This is a genomic window from Bacillus sp. FSL K6-1218 (assembly GCF_038006445.1).
Taxonomy (GTDB): Bacteria; Bacillota; Bacilli; order Bacillales; family Bacillaceae_G; genus Bacillus_A; species Bacillus_A thuringiensis_S.
Genome location: NZ_JBBOVE010000001.1, coordinates 923,836 through 943,233 on the forward strand (window position 1 = coordinate 923,836; position 19,398 = coordinate 943,233).

Consider the following 19,398-nt stretch of genomic DNA (forward strand, 5'->3'; position numbering starts at 1 on the left):
TTATTCTAGAGGATACATGTAGGGAATTTAAAGATTTGCATACGAAATAAACCCTAACGGGTTTCATTTTTTTGAATTAAGCCGCTTGATTATTAGACATGGTACAATTGTAAACGACACCTAATATATCAAAGACCGTTTTTTTCTCATATCGATGAAATTTCCGCCCGTTTTGCTGTAGGAGATTGAACAGGCGAAGTAACACCTTTGATAGCTCTTGGGTGTTTTTTTGTATAGTTTGGAATAGAAGAAGAAAATAGTCTTTAATCATATATATGGCTTTATACTCACTAAGCTCTCGTTTTTTCTTCATGAGGAGCAATTGGCGCATTTGAAACATGATAGAAGAACAGAGTAGAATGGCAATTAATTGACCATATAAATGGCACTCCAATCGTTCTGGTTTTATCTTTTTACAATGATGGATTTGAAAGAATGACTTCCACGTTTTAAATAAAATTTCGATTTGCCAACGCAAAGAATACCAGTCATGTACCTGTCCCATCGGGACAATGTCTGTAGGGGTGTTTGTCATATATACATTGATACCACTGAGTCGTTTACTACGAGGAGAATACTTCATTCCTTTCTTTTTTTCTCTTACAGCTTGATCTTGTAATCGTTTTTGTTGCTGTTGTTTTGTTAATCGATGAACAATTACACGAGCTGGCACTTTATCAATCATTCCTACATAAGCATCAGCTATTTCACATGTTCGTCCTGGTTGAAGGGAGTTCATTAACGTCTCCATATCTATCTGTATATACTCTGTACCTTTCTTAATTCTTCCGTCTTGAAAATAATCAGGGTTAGGATTTTTTTGATAAATACGTGTATTCGACTTGATACGAGAGATATAGTAGGCCTCTTTATCTTGTATATATTGAAGGTCTTTTAAATGAAAATAACCTAAATCTCGGATACATAAATCATTCGCTGTCACAGTTGGGACACACAGAGAGCCGTAAGTGCGATCATGTTGTTTACCTGGACCTGTATGAATATGTAGGAACTGTCCACTTAACAAATCATAATCAAGTTGAATTTTTATCCCAGCTGTATGGCTGCATCCTCCTGCACCTGGATAAACCGATGAAAATACATCCGGGAGTTGAAATGCAGTTGAATCTAAAATACGAACACGCTTAAAAACAGAAGTGTATGGAGAAGAAATCGGCATAGATGCGGCCAATTTTTTGCTTAGTAGTTCGGCTAGTAGATGTTGTAAAAGTTGGACGGCTGCCTTATTAAATCGTTGATTCAGTCCCTCAGGACTGATGATTACTCCTGTTGATGCTTCTAAACAGCTAGATAACTGAGTTAAAGAAGTCATAGCTACATTTTGGCTCAGCCACACACATAAAGCGACTAAATTTTTTGCTTGGTACTTACTGGTCCGTTGTACAAAACCAACATCTCTAGCAAGATCCCGTAAGGTATTTGGAGATAAAAAACTTTGAATCTCTTGAGCAAATAGTTGTAATTCGTTAGACACAGAAACAGACATAAAAAACGCCATCCTTTCCTATGATTCTATAGAAAGAATAGCGTTTTTTTCCACTTTTAAATAGTCTACTAAGAGTTGTTTCTTGAAACGAATATATGACTTATTTGGTAAACGATAGGATATAAGAAAACCAGAAAGATTAACGGTTTATTATGCATATGGTTAAAATTCCATGTTCCTTCTGATAAAAATAAAGTACCTAAAGTTAATACATACATTACAAAACAACAAATTGATAAGCTTTTCTGTCTGATATGTAAAAACATTTCATCAATAAAATTCTCACTCTCTTTTTTACCTTTTAAAATTCTCTTCATAAATAATGATTGCAAAATGATTGTTGCTACAAATAACGAAGTTATAGAGAGCTGTTGCTTCTCATACCATTCAAAAGCAAGTAAACCCATAATCACAATGTATAAACAAGTAAATAAGATATTAATTCCATTTTTCATTTGTTTCTTCTCCTTATCTAGATTTAATAAATAATTGATCAACTGTTACACCAAGGGATTCAGCTAAATTAAAAGCAAGTTCCAATGTAGGATCATATTTGTTATTCTCAATCGCATTAATCGTTTGTCTTGAAACATGACATAATTTAGCTAAATCTTCTTGGGAAAGCTTTTGCTCTTTACGTAAAATACGAATTATGTTCTCCATTTTTATGAACATCACCTCTAATTTTGTCAAAAACTTTTTACATTTTCATTTTATATAAATCAACCCTAAATGTCAAAAGTTTTTTACATTTGTAAAAGTAAAAAAACGATAATCCTTCTACACTTTAGATAGAAAGAATATCGTTTTTTTTATTTTGGGGGGATTTTTATTTGTTAGCTTGATAGCGATGTGGTGATACCCCAAATATGACAAGAGAGCAATTTGGCTCTCTTGTTTCATACACAATAATAAGTTTATGGAATCGGGCTTGTAAAAGGAAATCTTGATGCCGCAAAGAATGTTGGATTAAATTGATCGCCCACAATACTTCCATTTGTAGTAGCACGAAATATAACTTGCACACTGTCTCCTGCTTTTAATCCATATATAGTGGAAATATTCACAAGTAAGTCGGCAAAAAAATCCACATTATTAGTTGCAACTATAACTTCAACATTGTTAAGTAAAATATTGAATGAAAACCCATACCTAACTAATGTACTACTAGGGCTAAATCTTGCACCTGCTGCTAATGAATATACTCCGTCTTGATTTGGTTGGAATGTTGAAACACCGTCAAATTCATTTCCAAAATCAAATTGTTCATTATTAAATGTAAGAACTAAATCATCCCCTGCAGTATATGCTTGTGCCTCTAGTGGTCCTTGTTTAGAGGCTCTAAATGCAGATTCAATTACGTTTAATCCAGTTGGACCCGTTGGTCCTGTGAGGCCTGTTATTCCGGTTACTCCTGTAGGTCCCGTTGGGCCTGTTATTCCGGCTACTCCTGTAGGACCCGTTGGTCCTGTGAGGCCTGTTATTCCGGTTACTCCTGTAGGTCCCGTTGGGCCTGTTATTCCGGCTACTCCTGTAGGTCCCGTTGGGCCTGTAGGCAAAGTAAATGGTGGAATAGGTGGAAGTGTCGGACCGAGTAAGCTTGGGTCTATTGCCGCACCTTGTAAATCTTTTTCTTCTGACATACGTCACCTCCAAAAAACACTTATCATACTAAATATATGCATTGTGGAATCAATTATGACAAAAGAACCTATCGGATCTCTTTTTTATTTTTTCTAAACAATACAGCAGATGGTTGCGAATATTTTCACTGTCGATATTTAATTGAAAAAAAGACATGCAATATTCATATCCGCAATTTGTAATCTAATCCACATTTTATTAATACTACTATAGTTACAAGTATGCTAAAATACACTGGATCTGTTGCATTTGTTAGCTTGATAGCGATGAAAATGAAACCCGTTAGGGTTTATTTCGTATGCAAATCTTTCAATCACCTACACTTGCTCTATAAAAAAAAGAAATAACCTCTACTATAATTGACGTTGTATAAGCTTAGCTTGATGGATGTGGGGTATTTCTTTTTTTAGCTGGATAACGATGTGGTGCTACCTCTAGATGTAAAACTTTAATATTCTATACATGCTTCGCCACCAAAACAAATTCCCCATTTTGTCATTATAAGGAACTATAAACTTACATTTTGAATATATTGTTTTATGAACTTTGTTTGGTAGATTCCATATTATCACTTATTCTTTTAGAGGAGGAATATTTTTGAAAGTAAAAAGCTCAATACAAGAATATCTAAAAAGCCTTTTAATTCGCCTGAAAAATTTACAATGCATTAAATTATCTCCATATAAGCAAAATAATTTAGATGATTTGTTAGAAAATCTTATATCCGTTTTACCAATAGATTGTTTCTGTGCACCATCTCAACAAACTATTAGAAGGCTGAAAAATGCACTGAATGCAATATTATCATGGAGTATCCTTGCTCCTATCAGTTTTAGTTTAAAAGCAGATCTACAAGCCGCTTTGAGTTCTTTGAAAAATCAATTACAATCAGAGCATTTTTCTTGTTGTGCAACCATCAAAGCATTTCAAGTACTTGAGCTCGTATTAATAAAAATTATAAATCAACCTTTAGGTGGCAGCAGAAACAAATATAAATTACAAATTTTATTGCAACAATTACAAGGGATTATTACTCAATATTTGATTTGCATTACTTGCGAACTAGGACCAACTGAATCACTTCTTTATATTTCAAATAGGGGTGACAATACTGTTAAAATCTTTGATTTAAATAAGAATACCATTATAGATTCTGTGAGTGGATTTAATGATCCGAACGAAATAGCAATTTCTTCAGATAATTCTAAAGCTTACATTGCAGATTCACTTAATGATAGAATAGTTATTCTCGACTTAACTACTAGTGACATTATTAATACTATTTCTGGTTTTGTTTTACCGGAAGGAATAGTACTAAGTTCGGATGGCGCCAATGCTTATGTGCCCAATGCTGATACTATATCCATTGTTGATTTAAATACAAATACCATTACTGCTAATATTAATGTATATGAATTTCCAAGCTCAATAGCAGTTACTTCAGATAACTCTAAAGCTTATATACCACAGTATTCATTACAAGATGGTACTTTTATAACTATTTTAAATCTAAATACAAATACCATTTCTGACATCATTTCAGGTCTTCCAGAAGCAATTATGAATGGCATTGCAATTACTTCAAATGATTCAATTGCTTATGTAGCAGCTTCAACTGCTGGTAAAGTATTCATTATCGATTTAAATACAAAGGAGTTAATTGGTTCTATATCAGGTTTTTCTTTCCCATCTGCAATTGCAATTACTTCAGATGATTCCACTGCTTATGTTACAAATTTTCAAAATAGTACTGTGTCTATTGTTGATTTAAATGCTGGAGTAATCACTGGTTCTATATCAGGTTTTTCTCAGCCCTTTGGAATTGCAATCAAGTAATCACATTGGGATTTAGAAAACCTTAAAGTGGTGTGCATCGGTATGGACCTGCATTAAACTAAAAATCCTCCTACAAGAGCATTTTTTTGCTATACTATCGTCTCAAGTATTAGAAACATGAGTTACTCAAAGACACAATTAATATTTTTAAGACTTATAAAACACGCTATGTCATATTCCAAAATAAATGGTGTTTTTCGAATTTCCTAGTGAATATTTATGTTAACTTGATGGGTATGGGGGATTTTGATCCTTTAGGTTGATGGGCATGGGGGACTGCCAGCATTTTGAAAAACCCTACGCTAAGCAAATTTGAATAAGAAAAGAGCCGGACGTTCCCCGTTAAGGGTAAATTGGCTCTTTAATCTTTAAAGGACGTAAGGAATGTAAACTTGTTGCATGCACTCCCTCAAACTTATATTCTCCTAAGAAACCTAAATTTTAGAGAATATTCACAGCTGTAATTTTGCAAGTTGAAATAGCAAACCTAACGATTGTAGTTGGACTTATAGGTAAAGTACCTAGCACTATACCAAGACCTGTTTGTTCCACATTAAAATCTGCTGCAGTAGAACCAGTACTTGCTAAAAGATTCACTGTAGAACCAATAAGCGTATCTAGTAATTCCCTAATTGGTCGTTCACGGCAATCACATTCGCAGCCTAAATCTACAGGTGGAAGTAATGTTATAGATGGTCCTGGCGGTAAAAACCCTACCCCTGTTACATCAGAAATATTGACCACAAAGGATGTGGTACCATCCGTAACTGTAACTAAAAAATCATTTACGGAAGTAATAGTAAATAAAAAGAAAAGAGGGGGGACATTTGGCGCGTCTGCAATAGTGCCAAGAAGCACAGTTTCCCCAATAAGTTGTTGTAAAACATTCTGCATAGGTAAAACACAGCAATCACAAAGACAACCTTCAGTCTCTCCAGTAGGACCCGTAACACCAGTAGGACCTGTAATTCCAGTAGGACCTGTAATTCCAGTAGGACCCGTAACACCAGTAGGACCTGTAATTCCAGTAGGACCTGTAATTCCAGTAGGACCCGTAACACCAGTAGGACCTGTAATTCCAGTAGGACCTGTAATTCCAGTAGGACCCGTAACACCAGTAGGACCTGTAATTCCAGTAGGACCTGTAATTCCAGTAGGACCCGTAACACCAGTAGGACCTGTAATTCCAGTAGGACCTGTAATTCCAGTAGGACCCGTAACACCAGTAGGACCTGTAATTCCAGTAGGACCTGTAATTCCAGTAGGACCCGTAACACCAGTAGGACCTGTAACACCAGTAGGACCCGTAATTCCAGTAGGCCCGGGCGGTAATGTGAATGATGGAATTGTTGACAAGGTAGGACCTACAAGATTAGGATCGAGTGCTCCAGCAGATATAAACCCATCTAGATTTAATCCTGCTGGAGCATTTTCACTTTCGTTTGACATGCATACACCTCCCTTCTCTCTAAAAAATTTATTCACTGTACGGCTTGTACATACTATAAAATAATAAATTACTAAGCTTTTAAACTTTTTATGAAAATCTAAAACAGATTTTATCAATAGTTAATTTACTAATAATCATGGTTACTCTCATAGATAATGTATAAAAAATCTATTGAAAGGACTATTACCAAAAACCAATATTTTTGTAACATTTCTTATCCTACTTATATTTCTATATTTATAAGGTTTTTTAGATTACAAAAAATAGTTACCAAAATTATTACCAAATACCTTTACAATAAATGAACCTTCGGTACAATGAAAATATATGATTGTACAGGAGGAAACAAAAGATTATTGGTTATGCACGTGTATCTACTTTTGAGCAAAATTTAGATCGTCAAATTCATTCTCTTACTGAATTCGGATGCGAAAAAATCATCAAAGAAAAATTTACTGGAACAATTCGAGAAAGACAAGGCCTTGTAAAATTGTTTGATGTGATAAGAAAAGGGGATACTGTTGTAGTTGAAAGTATTTCACGTTTAGGACGAAGAACATTAGATATCTTAAGCATTATTCAACAGTTTGAAGAAACTGGAATTCAATTTGTATCATTGAAAGAGAATATGGACACAAGAACGCCTACAAGTAAGGCTATGTTGCAAATGATGTGTGTTATCGCTGAATTAGAAAGGAATTTGATTGCAGAACGAGTAAAAGAAGGATTAGAAGCAAGTAAGAAGCGTGGTAAAAAGTTAGGTAGGCCAAAATTAGAAAAAGAAAAGCTCTCAATTGCATTACGTATGTATGATAGTAAAGAATATTCCATAAAAGAAATTGTAGAAGGAACTGGAATATCACAAGGTTCTCTTTATCGAGCAATTAATCAACGAAAACTTGAAGAAATACAGAAATAAAAAACTCTGTATTTCTTCTTTTGATGCATTTATTAAAAAACACCTTACACTTCCTGACACGACACGGTTACTCTCTCCTAATTAAGCCTTTTAACATTAAAGTCATAAACAAATATTTATAATAGAAGAAACTAATTCAATATGAAAGAATACAAAATGAAACTAACCTTTAAAAAATAAAAACCGATTCCTTAACGTACAGAGGATCGGTTAATTTGTGTCTAAAATGTGTCTAAACGTACAATTTTCTTTTTTTGATATGGTGTCCCCTAGTAGAGAAATCAAAAAAACGAAATACAGGGGGCACAGGTCTATAGGAGTGTACAATTTTTTGTTAGCATTCTAATATCTAAATAATAAACAAACTCCCCTATCAGTAGGGGAGTTTGTTTATTATTTAGATATTACTTTCGTTTACTACCAACTTCTTCTTACTTAAATAAACTGCTCGATCCGATTTTTTTGCAACTTCTTGTGAATGCGTAACAACAATTACACATTTATTCTCTTGATGAGCGAGCTCTTGAAACAACTCAATAATCTCTTTTGCAGTTTCTCCATCAAGGTTTCCTGTTGGTTCATCAGCAATAAGCAAATCAACATTGCAGGATAGTGCTCGAGCAATTGCTACACGTTGTTGTTGCCCACCACTAAGTTGCAAAACATTTCGTTTCGCTTCTACTTCTGTAAGTCCTACCTTCTCCAATAATTCTAATGCTCTTGCCTTCTTATTTTGAACTTGAACACCTGTAATTTCCATTGCCGTTAATACATTCTGAAGAGCAGTCATATAGGTAATCAAATTATAAGATTGGAAAATTACAGATACATTTTGATTACGGTATCGATCCAAGCCAATTTTTCTAATATCTTTGCCATTATACAGTACATAACCATTTTTAGGTATATCCAGCCCACAGCCTAAGCTAAGAGTTGTAGTTTTACCAGATCCAGATGACCCTAGAATCGTGTAGAAATGCCCTTTTTGAAAAGAAAAATTAACATTATCTAGTATCGTTACTTTTTTTCCGTTACTTTCATAATAATAATCTAAGTTTTTAAATTGTAAAATCGTCTCCATATCGAGCCTCCTTATTCATCTTTTAAAAGGATTTGTTTTGGGTTTAAGCGTAGAATAGATAGTGCTGGCAAAATAGTTGCTAATATAGCAATAGCTAGTCCAATTCCCCCCATTTTCCCTACATCCTCTCCTGTTACACTTACATCAATTTTATCAATTGGATCTTCGTTTTGGTTTTGTGGAGTACCACCAGCTCCAACCATCATTACACTACCATTTTGTGAATTATCTTTTTCTTCGCTTGCTGTTGCAATTTCATTCGAAAGTAAGTTATCCCCTACGAATTGAGAAACTTTAGCTCCTGTTGTTAGGGATAATCCAAATGCTAAAATAGCAATACATCCTACTTCTACTACGAACTGCGCCATCAGTTTCCATTTTTTCTCTCCAATAGATAATAAAATCCCCATTTCCTTACGACGTGCTTTAATCGATAACATAATGATTAATCCTAAGATAATCGCACCTGCAATAGATACCATATAGATAATCATTTGAGAAGTAGAAGCAATATTTTCGATAGGACCAATCATTTGTTTGTACAATGAATCATGTGCATCTAACTTAAAATAATTAAAATCAATATCAGATTTTTTTGCTTCTTCTTTAAATGCATCAATGTATTGTGGGTCGTTCAATAAGTACACAACTTGAATACTACTCATACCTTCATCTACTTCTAATTTTTTTAAAGTAGAGTAAGGCATATATAGTTTATTAGCTGGATTCATCATAGGAGGGGGATTTTGACCCATTGGTTGCTCATTCGTTTCATAAATACCGATAATTTCAATTTCAAGAGTTTCCTTCTTATCCCCTGATTGAACTTTAACTTTATCCCCTACTTTCAAATTGTTTTGTTCCGCTAATCGTTTTTCCATTAAAGCTACATTCTGATCTTGCATCTGTTCTGTAATTGGTTTTCCATCAACGATTTTACTTTTTCCATTTTTAAAGCTTTCTTGTAATAAAGTCTTGCGAACTCCTTCTATCATAAGAGAAGAATTCATATCTATTTCTGAACCTGAACCTGATCCTCCCGCCATTGCCACTCTACCTTTTCCTTCTCCTTCTCCTTTTCCTTCTGAAACTCCTACTAATTTAAATCCATCTGCAATTCCGAAATTATGGGTTATATAATTATAGTCTTTTACATGCTTGGACTTCGCTATTTGATCTGTTTCTTTTGTATTGAGCTGCGGCGGATTAGGCCTTTCTCCAGTTTCCCTTGCTTGTTTTCCTAATTTATCAAAATCAAGACTTAAAGTAACATCAGCACCGAGTTTTTTTCTTGCTGAATCAGCAGCTTTTTTTGATGCATTTTGGATTGTGAATCCTGCCAGCACTAAGTTTGTAACAATCAGAAAGACCGCCATCAAAATTAATGATGTTCCTATTCTTTTTTTCATACTGAGAATTGCACGTTTTATAAAATTCATTTTTCCTAACCTCCTTGATAGTTGTTATTCTATATACACTATCTGGAGTTTATATGAAGATATTCAGTAGATTATCTAAAGATATTAGGGCTTATCTGGAGTGTATATGTAGTGATTCATTAATATAGTCAAGAGAAACTGGAACACAAATTAAAATACGTAATCAATTTTGAATATTAGTAAGGAGTCAGTCCATTTATTGTGGAATGAGGACAAACGGAGTAATAATAAATATAAAATAAATACAGTCACCATTTGATTAACTAGAGGAAGGAATACAAACAAGGGATAACTCCCTTTATTTATGACCCATACAGTACAGGATGAGATACTATAGCTAGAAAATTAGCCTCCTGCATGGAATAACAATGTGGGCATTCTTTTTGCTTCATCACATTTACCACCTCTGATATATCTAGTACTCATACAAAAAGCACATAAAAAAAAGCCACCAAAAGGTGGCTATATTTTTAAGCGGCACTTGTTTAATCCGCTAATTTCACGGTTTTTGTTATTTTTTCACCATTTCGATAAACTGTTACTTTAATTGTATCCCCCAATTTTTTCTTTTTGTATAAATATTTACGGAATTGAACGACATTTTCTATTTTTTGTCCATCTAATGCAATCACAACATCATATTGTTGCAATCCACCTTTTTCTGCTGGTGATCGGTGTGAGATATTCCTCAATACTGCACCATTTGATATCTCTTTTGGTAATTTTAATTGATTGCGTGCAGAATCTGTCATTTTCTCCACATCTAATAACTGTACACCCATCATCGGACGTTTAACTGTTCCATCTTTCTCAAGAGACTCTAGGATCGTTTTGGCTATATGAATCGGAATTGCAAATCCAATTCCTTCAACAGCTTGTTGTGCAATTTTACTCGAATTAATTCCAATGACTTCACCCTGTTCATTAAACAAAGCTCCTCCACTATTCCCAGGATTAATAGCTGCATCTGTTTGAATTACCTGTGCTTGCCAATCAACTTGCTGATCTCCAAGGGTACTAACAGGTATTTCTCGTTCCTTACTACTAATAATCCCCTTTGTTACACTACCTTCTAACCCCAATGGATTCCCAATAGCTATTACCGTTTCCCCTGTACGAATTTTTTCTGAGTCTCCAAGTGTTGCGACTCTTTTTACATCTGCCCCGTCAATTTCTAATACTGCTAAATCTAATAATGGATCTGTCCCTACTACTTTAGCGGGAACCTTTTTACCATTATTCAATTTCACTTCTACTTTATTCGCACCGTCTATCACATGATTATTTGTAACAATGAAAGCCTTATTGCCGTTTTTTTTATATATGACCCCTGATCCCGAACCAGCTTCTTTTGATTGATCTTGCGTATTAAATGAATCTGCATTTTGTTTATAGTTAATAACACCTACGACAACTTCTTTTGCAGATTCAATCATATTTTGAGGATTACTCACATCTTCTGGTTTGTAAGAGATCGGCGTAGCCTGATTCACTTCGTTATGCTTAGGAGATTGACCTGCACTTCCTTTGATTTCATTTATATAAGGGGTGGTCAATCCAATGGTAATTGCACCAATCACTGCACTAATTATTCCAGTGAAAAAATACCCTGTTTTTTTATAGACCTTATTCCTATTGCTTTCTGTTTGATTTGTATCATAGTGTCCCATTGTGAACATCCCTTTCTCCTTTAATTTACAATTGAATATTTTCATCTTGATATTTGAATTACGATGTATGAATGTGATATTTAGGAATCATCATTTCAAAAAAGGAAATTTTACCCTTAGGTATGGTTTAGACATAAATCAACTGTTTTTTCGTAGGGATAATATTATATTTGGATTTTTCTATGAATGTATATATAACGATATCCAAACCCACCTCGAGCTGATTTCTAAAAAAAGAGCCTATTCGGCTCTCATCAAATAAAGTATTCAATGTACATAGTAGCATGCATGTTATACAGGTGCTTTGCAAAATTGGCAACAAGGGAAAATAACCATCCATTAGCTTATTTACTCTTTTGTTATAAACTTAGAGCCTGGTTCTCGTGAGAATGGATGGTAATAGGTTTGTGTGTAAATAAGAAGGAAGAGATAAATTTGGATAGATTGTGTAAATCGTCAACATCATGTATCATCCCTTTCTATTTGGTACATGTATCATACAAACTTAATCTGTATTCTATATGGAGTTAATCTAGAGTTATAGTAAAGATTTTCAGTACCTAATTATTGAATACAAAAATAGAGAGAATCAATTTGACCCTCCCTATTTTTGTTCACTAGACTTATATAGTTTTCTTTTATTTACACTTGTGTGTTTGTTTAAGCACGGTGCTAGTTTCAATTTTTGTTTTTTCTCTTTTATGCGTCTATTATTCGAATGAGGGGCTATCAACAGTTGTACATCTAATAAAAAAAGAATGATGTTTGCTTCTAGTGACATCTTAATTACCTCCCTCTGTCTTGTTATGTATATAACCTATCTCATGCATCTGGAGCCGATTTGAAATACATGTAGTTTTCTTGTGAAGTTTTTATAGTGTTTCTAATACGTCTCCACATCAACTCCAGATTGGAAGGTTATAATGACTACAAGAGGTGATATTATGAAGAACTATCACATTCTGGTGGTAGAAGATGATCAAGAAATACAAGAATTAATTAAACAATTTTTAATGACACAACAGTATAAAGTTATAGTTGCATCAGATGGATTAGAGGGCATGAAACAATTTAATAAGCAGTCCTTCGATTTAATTCTTCTAGATGTGATGATGCCAAACCTGAATGGATTTGAAGTTGCCAAAATGATTCGAAGTCAGTCAAATATACCAATTATTATGCTAACTGCGCTAGAAGAAGAACAAGATCAAATGAAAGGATTTGATCTTGGAATCGATGATTATATTACGAAACCTTTTTCTTTTCATGTTTTGATGAGACGAGTCGAAGCAGTACTGAGAAGAAGTAATAATCAAAGTACGGATAATCATTTTGTATTTAGAGAACTACATGTCGATGGCGATGCATATAAAGTATATGTAAATAAAGTTGAAGTTCCCCTAACGACAAAAGAATTTGAAATTTTGCAATTACTACTTCAAAATGAAAAAAAGGTACTTACAAGAGAAAATATCGTAGAAAAAATTTGGGGATATGAGTATGCCGGAGACACACGCATGATTGATACACATATGAAAAACATACGAAAAAAATTAAATATACCCTATATTAAAACAGTAAAGGGCATTGGTTATAAAATCGATGAATAGGATTGTAAAAATCGTGAAGATGAAGAGAATTACCTATAAACTCTTTATGACTACATCCCTCATTTTATTAGCCTTTGCAACCTTAATTTATGTAACTTTATACTTCTTTCTCCCTAAATTTTATGAGAAATACAAAACAGATCAGCTTCAAACGGGAATCGAAGAAATAATTGATAAATCTAAAGATCTTACGCTTCAAAATGCAACATCACTTGTTGATGAATACGCACAAAAAAATAATGCAGTGATATATCTTCAAGATAATGAGGGAAGGCTTATTTATTATCCTTTTCTTCAAAGTACTATTCAAGGGAGTACTATTCAAGAGGGTACTGTTCGGGGGAGTACTGTTCAGGGGGGTACTCCAGCAAAAGGTTTTGTTACAACAGTACCAATAAAGCGTTTGGCTCAATCTCGTAATTCATATGAGGCTACCAAGCCAATACAATTCCAAGATGTTAACTTAACGCTTGTGGTGTTCGCAACATTTCAACCAATCGATGAAGCTTCACAGGTCTTGGTACGTTTTCTACCCTATATTAGTATCATTGTACTGGTTATTGGTTTAGGAAGTGCTTATCTCTATTCAAGGTTTATTACTAAACCACTTATTTATATTAATAAAGGCGCACAAAAGATGGCTAACTTGGATTTCTCCGAAAAAATTGAGGTTCGTTCTATGGATGAACTAGGGGAATTGTCCAATAGCTTGAATGATATGTCCATAAATTTACAACAAGCAATTTTTGATTTACAAAAAGCGAATCAGCAATTAAAAAGTGATATTGAAAAAGAAAGAGAATTAGAAACAAAGCGAAGGGAATTCTTTGCTATTGTAGCACATGAATTAAAAACTCCTCTTACTGTTATGAAAGGATACTTAGAAGGGATGATATATAATATCGGCCCTTATAAAAATCGTGACCAATATTTAAAGAAAAATTATCAAATAATTGAAAGTCTGGAACAACTAGTTCGCGAAATTTTAAGCATGTCAAAATTAGAACAACATACCTTTAAACTTCAAGTGGAAGAAGTAAACCTTTCGAAATCAATAGATACAATCACAAAAAACCTCGAATTTTTTGCTTCTCAAAAAGGCATTCAAATAATAAAAGAAATCGATTCTGACATTTTTATTTATACGGATTGTGTTCTTTTAGAAAAAGCTTGTAAAAACATCATTCATAATGCGATTATGTATTCACCGTATAACGAAAAAGTCTATATAAAGTTAACAAAGGATTCTAAACAAAACAACATCCAAATGCGAGTTATCAATACAGGTGCCAAAATAAAAGAGGAAGATTTACAACATATTTTCAAACCATTTTATCGAATCGAAAAGTCAAGAAATCGAAATACGGGAGGGAGTGGATTAGGGTTATATATTGTAAAACAAATTTTTGAATCCCTTTTTATCAGGTATTCTATAAATAATACCAAACAAGGCGTAGAATTTTTAGTTACCATTCCATTATCCAGCAAATAAACAAAAAAAGAGTCTCAATCTCATTTCATCCTATAAAAATGAGATTGAGATTTTTCATATTATGTTGGGTATGGCACCCCAATTGTGCAGAAATCATAAAGTTGTTTAATTTTTAATAAAGTCATTTAAAAAATAATATAGTTGTTTAAAAATCCTTATTCCACGAACGGAGCAGGTTAGTGGAAGCAATAGGAATTAGGTTTGACTGGGAAAATTATCGATGATATTAAAAAAGACACCGAAGTGTCTTATGTTTTTCAAATTAAGCATACCGATAAATTGAAATTTAATTACTTAACATTATGCTTATCTTGGGAGCGAGGTATTTTATCGGTGAGTGTATACAAACCATGTAATGCTTGCTGTTAATAATGCTGACGAAATCAAAGCTGTAAGAACACTATATGTTTGCCAAATAAGTATCGTTGACCAATCGAAAGCACAGCACAGTATACCCAAGGCAATTGTAGCGATCAGGAAAATAACTGTTACGATTATTCTCTTTTTTGTCATTGGCTGCCGCTCATTCGTTTTCCTTCTGCGTAATCCTAAGAGAAATAGCAAAACGGCCAATAGGCAAAGAATAATTGTGATAGACGACAAAATAATATCCAAAAGCTGTGTGCCGCTTATTTCATATGACTGAGTTAGATTGCCGTCTAATATATCTTTAACTTTTAGTACCAGGTTTATATTGGTATTTGCGCCGTTGCTCAGCAAGCAGACGGCTGTTCGTTCATTTAGCAGTATGGCTACTTCGGTTCTGAAATTTGGATTGCCCCCAGTGTGTTCTATAATCGTTTGGTCGGCGTTTACCGACCAGCCTGCCGCATAATACATATCGTTGACAGCCGAAACAGACATATCACCCCTATGTGATTTTTCGATAACCGTGTGAAATATTTCGGGTATGTCCTGCACGATACCCATCTGTATGCCCATCCAACGCGCCATATCTTTTGTATTAGAAATGATGTAGCCTGCGGGTTTATTCCCAGCATAATCCGGAGCTTTAAATGGAGTTGTCATAAAAAAGGAAGAACGATAGCCCTGTGCCAACTGTCCAGTGGCTTGAGCATCTTCTTTATAAACATACGTCTGGTGAAGACCTAACGGCTGAAATACCTGTTCCCTCATAAAGTCTTCATAGCTTTGTCGCGACACAATCTCAATAACCAAACCCAATACGTCATAATTAACGGTTCCATAGTTATACTGTTCACCGGGAGGGAACGCCAATTCAGCATCCACGAGCATTTCCACAGTCTTTTGCAACATATCTGGTGTATTGCCTTGTGGAATATTTTGAGTATGCCTAATATTTGTTAGACCACTGGTATGGTGAAGAAAGTTATTTAGTGTAAGGCTTTGCATATCAACAGGTTTCCCTTGATACTTTAACGTAAACCAAGGTAAATATTTTTGGACAGGGTCAGTCATTGAGAGCAGCCCTTTCTCCTCCAACAGCATAATACCCATACCGGTAAAAGCTTTACTGACCGAGGCTAACTCATAGAGTGTATTTTCACTTGCAGACAACCCCTTTTCACGGTCTGCATACCCTGAAGAAAAGTAGAACACTTCATCATCAGCAAGTATTGAGATTGACATTCCCGGCACACCTGATATACGACAGGCATCATCTAGCAACGCTTGTATTGCCGCAGATTTCGAATCTGACAACGCATAACTTTGTGTTGCGAATCCTGAGAATAATATAAATATCGTTAATACAAAAACAATAATCTTTTTCATAAATTCTCCTTTTTGAAAAATTTTAAGAGAATAATATAAATAACCTACTTTTACAACTACTAAACTAAATTTTAATTTATCTTTCTATTCACCTATATAATATCAAGGAATTGTGAAGAGTTACATTTAAACGAACAGATGCGTTAGTTCAATAAGAAGTAAAACAACTTTATTATTCATTTTTTAAGTATTATATAAACAGGTGGATGTAATTTGAAACAACTTTAAAGAGCCTTGCTACGTCGAATGTAGTAAGGCTCTTAGCTTTTATTAATCAAAATTCAATAACTTTATTATCATTATACACCAATCAAGTTATTAAACATTTATTTTATTTAAAATTGAAACTTTATTAGTAGTAAATAATACATAATCTTGCTTTTTAGTTTTAATTAAGATGCGATCAGTTGTAGCATAAGGTGTCCCAATTCGAATTGCATCATTTTTTTCAACGCCAGCATAAGTATCATCTTCAGTAACTTCAATAATTTCATTTAATGGAATATTAACTTTTGCTAATTGCCATTTAATAATTAATTCCTCTGTTGTTTTTATAACATCAATACCCAACATATTACCAAGACCTTTCCATTCTGTTTTCTAAATATAATTATAAATCAAATAATTGTATTTGTAATTAAGTATCTTTATTGAACATTTATGTTTGCTAATGATATGAATAAAAAATTTTTAATCTATTTCCCAAAGTAAACTTTTATTTAAAAGTTTACTTTCAAATTAGAAAGGGTTAGCTCCTCGATACGCTTCACCCCAGCCAAAAACCTCACAACCAAAAACAAAGGGTAACTCAATTGTTCAAACTCATATAAAGTTTCAATCTTATCTAAACACCCATTAAGATATACAACTGATCATCTATTTTTCTTTACGTAATCTCCAGATACAGTCCATATCAACTATAGATTCTTGTCTTATGCTAAATGTAATCAAAAAGCAAGTAGATAAAGATAATGACTAAAACATTAACTCTAGATACTTTTTTGATGAATATTACAAATAAACAGGAGGTAATGAAAAATGATTAAAACATTATTAGCAGGAGCACTTTTAAGTACAGGATTAGTAGCGGGAGGTGCAGATGATGCGAAAATGGACAATTTAAAGTCAAATGAAAATAGTTCGAATCAATGGGTTACAATGAGTGCAGATGGAACAACGTCTTTCTCAAAAAACTTTGATGTACCTAAAGATGCAGTGCCAGCAACTCCTAAAGGAGATGTAAAAACTGTTGAAAGAACAGAAGGTACAGGTTCTCAAGAAGGAAAAATGTTAGAAACAAAAGAAGGTACAGAATCACAACCTGGAGAACATGCAAAAACTGTTGAAAGAACAGAAGGTACAGATTCTCAAGAAGGAAAAATGTTAGAAACAAAAGAAGGTACAGAATCACAACCTGGAGAACATGCAAAAACTGTTGAAAGAACAGAAGGTACAGATTCTCAAGAAGGAAAAATGGTACAAACAAAAGAAGGAAATTAAATAATATATAGTTATAACGAAGAGCATCCAAAAGGTGGTGCTCTTTTTATATTATAGGGATTAACTAGTTTTACTTAATATAGAACTGTAGGTGGAATTGAGGCTAGAACATGGGGAACTGTCTCTTCAAATCATGTTGTTTGGAGCAATAGTTTTGGTGGTAACGTTACAAGATAAACATTTTGTTTGAGATTTTTTAAATTTACATACACTCTAGATAGACTACATATCAACTTCAGATACTTGTTTTATGATACAAGTAATCAAACAAAAGGAGGGCAATACAAAATTGATTACAATATTAACAAGGCACTCTTTTAAGTACAAGAGATTATTAGATGGAGCAAATGTTGAAGATGTACAGACAGATAAACATATTCCATATGAACAAAATGAATTGCAGCAAACTCTAGAAAAGTACAATTCGAAGAAGTTTGAGTTTATAAAAAGAAACTAGATAAATTGACAAGAGAAAAGCACTTTGTGTATATCACAGGTGCTTTTCATTTTGATATAGAACTTGAATTAAACTTTTATACTAAAAAATTTACGAAAAAAGGGGGGAGTTCATTGCACAAAATTATTTATGGAATATTAATTTTAATTTATACTTTGTATTCATTTTTTGTAAGTGATGGAAGTGAAGTAAGGTTTATAATGGTGTTAACTATAGTACTTATATTTTCTGTAGTGTTAGAACAAAGAAATGTAAAAAAAACGATTGATTAAAGGTCGTTTTTTACACTTTTTAAAGAGATCTAATGTAAATTATTATTCATTAGTTTACTTTCAAAAACTTTCTTGATTGGGATAGCATCACATGCCTATCAACTTAAGAATTCAGAATCACCCCAAAACGAAAAAATGAGATTTTTTGTTACAAGTTAATACAAAATTTCGTTCTGGGGGTACTATAAAATTTTAGCTTGATAGCGATGGTGCAGCACCACATTGCTATCAAGTTAAAAAAATTTTTCACCCAAAACAAAAAAACGAGCTGAATTCACATAAATAACTATGGAAGAAAACAAAAACTTGGGATTAAAGAACTTGTGATGTGTGACTATATTGGCTGTTTTTATTCAGAAGGATATATTAATCCTGAGTATACATTTGTATTTAATCATGAGGATATCGAAGAAATTATATTTGTAGGTTTTATAGATGAGGAAGAAGAGGCATTTGTAGGATTGCTTAATTGAATAGAATCTAGAAACAGGTGATCTTCAAATTCCGATAAAACTAGCAATCTCCACGCCGAACTTGGACAAATCCTAAGCGGGGGAAAACGGACGCGAAAATGATGAAGAGATTACTATTTTTAAATCAGTTGGTTTGGCTGTAGTAGATATTATCGTTGCGAATTATTTGTATGAGAAAGTAGTGGAGCGCGGGATGGGATTGAGTTTTGAGGGACTGCCTTTTGGTGGTCTTTTTTGCATAAAATCTTGTAAAGTAAGAAAAAGTTGAATATTAATATTCTAATATTCAATAG

At 33.5% G+C, this 19,398-nt stretch carries 18 protein-coding genes and 2 pseudogenes; 9 read left to right on the forward strand and 11 right to left on the reverse strand.

The window, feature by feature from the left end; translation table 11 throughout:
* Positions 1–76: 76 nt before the first annotated feature.
* From MHI26_RS04740 to MHI26_RS04755, 4 genes are all read right to left on the reverse strand, one after another.
* Positions 77–1,507, reverse strand: a complete 1,431-nt coding sequence (locus tag MHI26_RS04740; protein ID WP_061665827.1) for an IS4 family transposase — start codon at positions 1,505–1,507, stop codon at positions 77–79.
* Positions 1,508–1,575: 68 nt separating this feature from the next.
* Positions 1,576–1,962, reverse strand: a complete 387-nt coding sequence (locus MHI26_RS04745) for a hypothetical protein (protein WP_002165485.1) — start codon at positions 1,960–1,962, stop codon at positions 1,576–1,578.
* A 13-nt stretch (positions 1,963–1,975) separates the two neighbouring features.
* Entirely contained in the window at positions 1,976–2,170 is a 195-nt protein-coding gene (locus MHI26_RS04750; protein ID WP_016128585.1) for a helix-turn-helix transcriptional regulator, read from the reverse strand.
* Positions 2,171–2,424: 254 nt separating this feature from the next.
* On the reverse strand, positions 2,425–3,150 hold the full coding sequence (locus MHI26_RS04755; RefSeq protein ID WP_097889104.1) for an exosporium leader peptide-containing protein: 726 nt from the start codon (positions 3,148–3,150) through the stop codon (positions 2,425–2,427).
* 598 nt (positions 3,151–3,748) lie between these two features.
* Here MHI26_RS04755 and MHI26_RS04760 point away from each other — a divergent pair.
* Positions 3,749–4,987 (forward strand): YncE family protein, encoded by a 1,239-nt coding sequence (locus MHI26_RS04760; protein ID WP_061665898.1) that lies wholly within the window; start codon positions 3,749–3,751, stop codon positions 4,985–4,987.
* Between the two features lie 441 nt (positions 4,988–5,428).
* Here MHI26_RS04760 and MHI26_RS04765 read toward each other — a convergent pair whose 3' ends face one another.
* On the reverse strand, positions 5,429–6,436 hold the full coding sequence (locus tag MHI26_RS04765) for an exosporium leader peptide-containing protein (protein WP_340993792.1): 1,008 nt from the start codon (positions 6,434–6,436) through the stop codon (positions 5,429–5,431).
* 332 nt (positions 6,437–6,768) lie between these two features.
* On the opposite strand from MHI26_RS04765, the gene MHI26_RS04770 reads away from it, so the two are divergent.
* Positions 6,769–7,356: a recombinase family protein gene (locus MHI26_RS04770; RefSeq protein ID WP_225988099.1), complete on the forward strand. Its 588-nt coding sequence runs from the start codon at positions 6,769–6,771 to the stop codon at positions 7,354–7,356.
* A gap of 397 nt (positions 7,357–7,753) precedes the next feature.
* Here the strand turns inward: MHI26_RS04770 and MHI26_RS04775 are convergent, their stop codons facing one another.
* From MHI26_RS04775 to MHI26_RS04790, 4 genes are all read right to left on the reverse strand, one after another.
* On the reverse strand, positions 7,754–8,437 hold the full coding sequence (locus tag MHI26_RS04775; protein WP_061667889.1) for an ABC transporter ATP-binding protein: 684 nt from the start codon (positions 8,435–8,437) through the stop codon (positions 7,754–7,756).
* 11 nt (positions 8,438–8,448) lie between these two features.
* Positions 8,449–9,876 carry an ABC transporter permease gene (locus tag MHI26_RS04780; protein WP_061667888.1) on the reverse strand — a complete coding sequence of 476 codons (1,428 nt, stop codon included), beginning with the start codon at positions 9,874–9,876 and terminating at the stop codon, positions 8,449–8,451.
* A 485-nt stretch (positions 9,877–10,361) separates the two neighbouring features.
* Positions 10,362–11,555: a S1C family serine protease gene (locus MHI26_RS04785; protein ID WP_061667887.1), complete on the reverse strand. Its 1,194-nt coding sequence runs from the start codon at positions 11,553–11,555 to the stop codon at positions 10,362–10,364.
* Between the two features lie 595 nt (positions 11,556–12,150).
* Positions 12,151–12,327, reverse strand: a complete 177-nt coding sequence (locus tag MHI26_RS04790; protein ID WP_176520685.1) for a hypothetical protein — start codon at positions 12,325–12,327, stop codon at positions 12,151–12,153.
* Positions 12,328–12,490: 163 nt separating this feature from the next.
* Here MHI26_RS04790 and MHI26_RS04795 point away from each other — a divergent pair, with 163 nt between their 5' ends.
* On the forward strand, positions 12,491–13,156 hold the full coding sequence (locus tag MHI26_RS04795) for a response regulator transcription factor (protein ID WP_061667886.1): 666 nt from the start codon (positions 12,491–12,493) through the stop codon (positions 13,154–13,156).
* A gap of 13 nt (positions 13,157–13,169) precedes the next feature.
* Positions 13,170–14,648, forward strand: coding sequence for a HAMP domain-containing sensor histidine kinase (locus MHI26_RS04800; RefSeq protein ID WP_217994014.1), 1,479 nt, complete (start codon positions 13,170–13,172; stop codon positions 14,646–14,648).
* A 327-nt stretch (positions 14,649–14,975) separates the two neighbouring features.
* Here MHI26_RS04800 and MHI26_RS04805 read toward each other — a convergent pair whose 3' ends face one another.
* Positions 14,976–16,403, reverse strand: coding sequence for a serine hydrolase domain-containing protein (locus tag MHI26_RS04805; protein ID WP_061667885.1), 1,428 nt, complete (start codon positions 16,401–16,403; stop codon positions 14,976–14,978).
* A 318-nt stretch (positions 16,404–16,721) separates the two neighbouring features.
* Positions 16,722–16,976 (reverse strand): SunI/YnzG family protein, encoded by a 255-nt coding sequence (locus MHI26_RS04810; protein WP_061667884.1) that lies wholly within the window; start codon positions 16,974–16,976, stop codon positions 16,722–16,724.
* Between the two features lie 465 nt (positions 16,977–17,441).
* On the opposite strand from MHI26_RS04810, the gene MHI26_RS04815 reads away from it, so the two are divergent.
* The 5 genes and pseudogenes from MHI26_RS04815 to MHI26_RS04835 all read left to right on the forward strand — a co-directional run.
* Positions 17,442–17,903, forward strand: a complete 462-nt coding sequence (locus tag MHI26_RS04815) for a hypothetical protein (RefSeq protein ID WP_000598094.1) — start codon at positions 17,442–17,444, stop codon at positions 17,901–17,903.
* A gap of 250 nt (positions 17,904–18,153) precedes the next feature.
* Entirely contained in the window at positions 18,154–18,360 is a 207-nt protein-coding gene (locus MHI26_RS04820) for a hypothetical protein (protein ID WP_003306416.1), read from the forward strand.
* Between the two features lie 5 nt (positions 18,361–18,365).
* Complete coding sequence (locus MHI26_RS04825; RefSeq protein ID WP_141528229.1) at positions 18,366–18,632, forward strand: hypothetical protein; 267 nt, start codon at positions 18,366–18,368, stop codon at positions 18,630–18,632.
* Between the two features lie 287 nt (positions 18,633–18,919).
* Positions 18,920–19,105, forward strand: a pseudogene (locus tag MHI26_RS04830) (DUF4176 domain-containing protein); the annotation flags it as partial.
* Positions 19,106–19,202: 97 nt separating this feature from the next.
* Positions 19,203–19,373 (forward strand): annotated as a pseudogene (locus tag MHI26_RS04835) (hypothetical protein); the annotation flags it as partial.
* Positions 19,374–19,398: the final 25 nt, after the last annotated feature.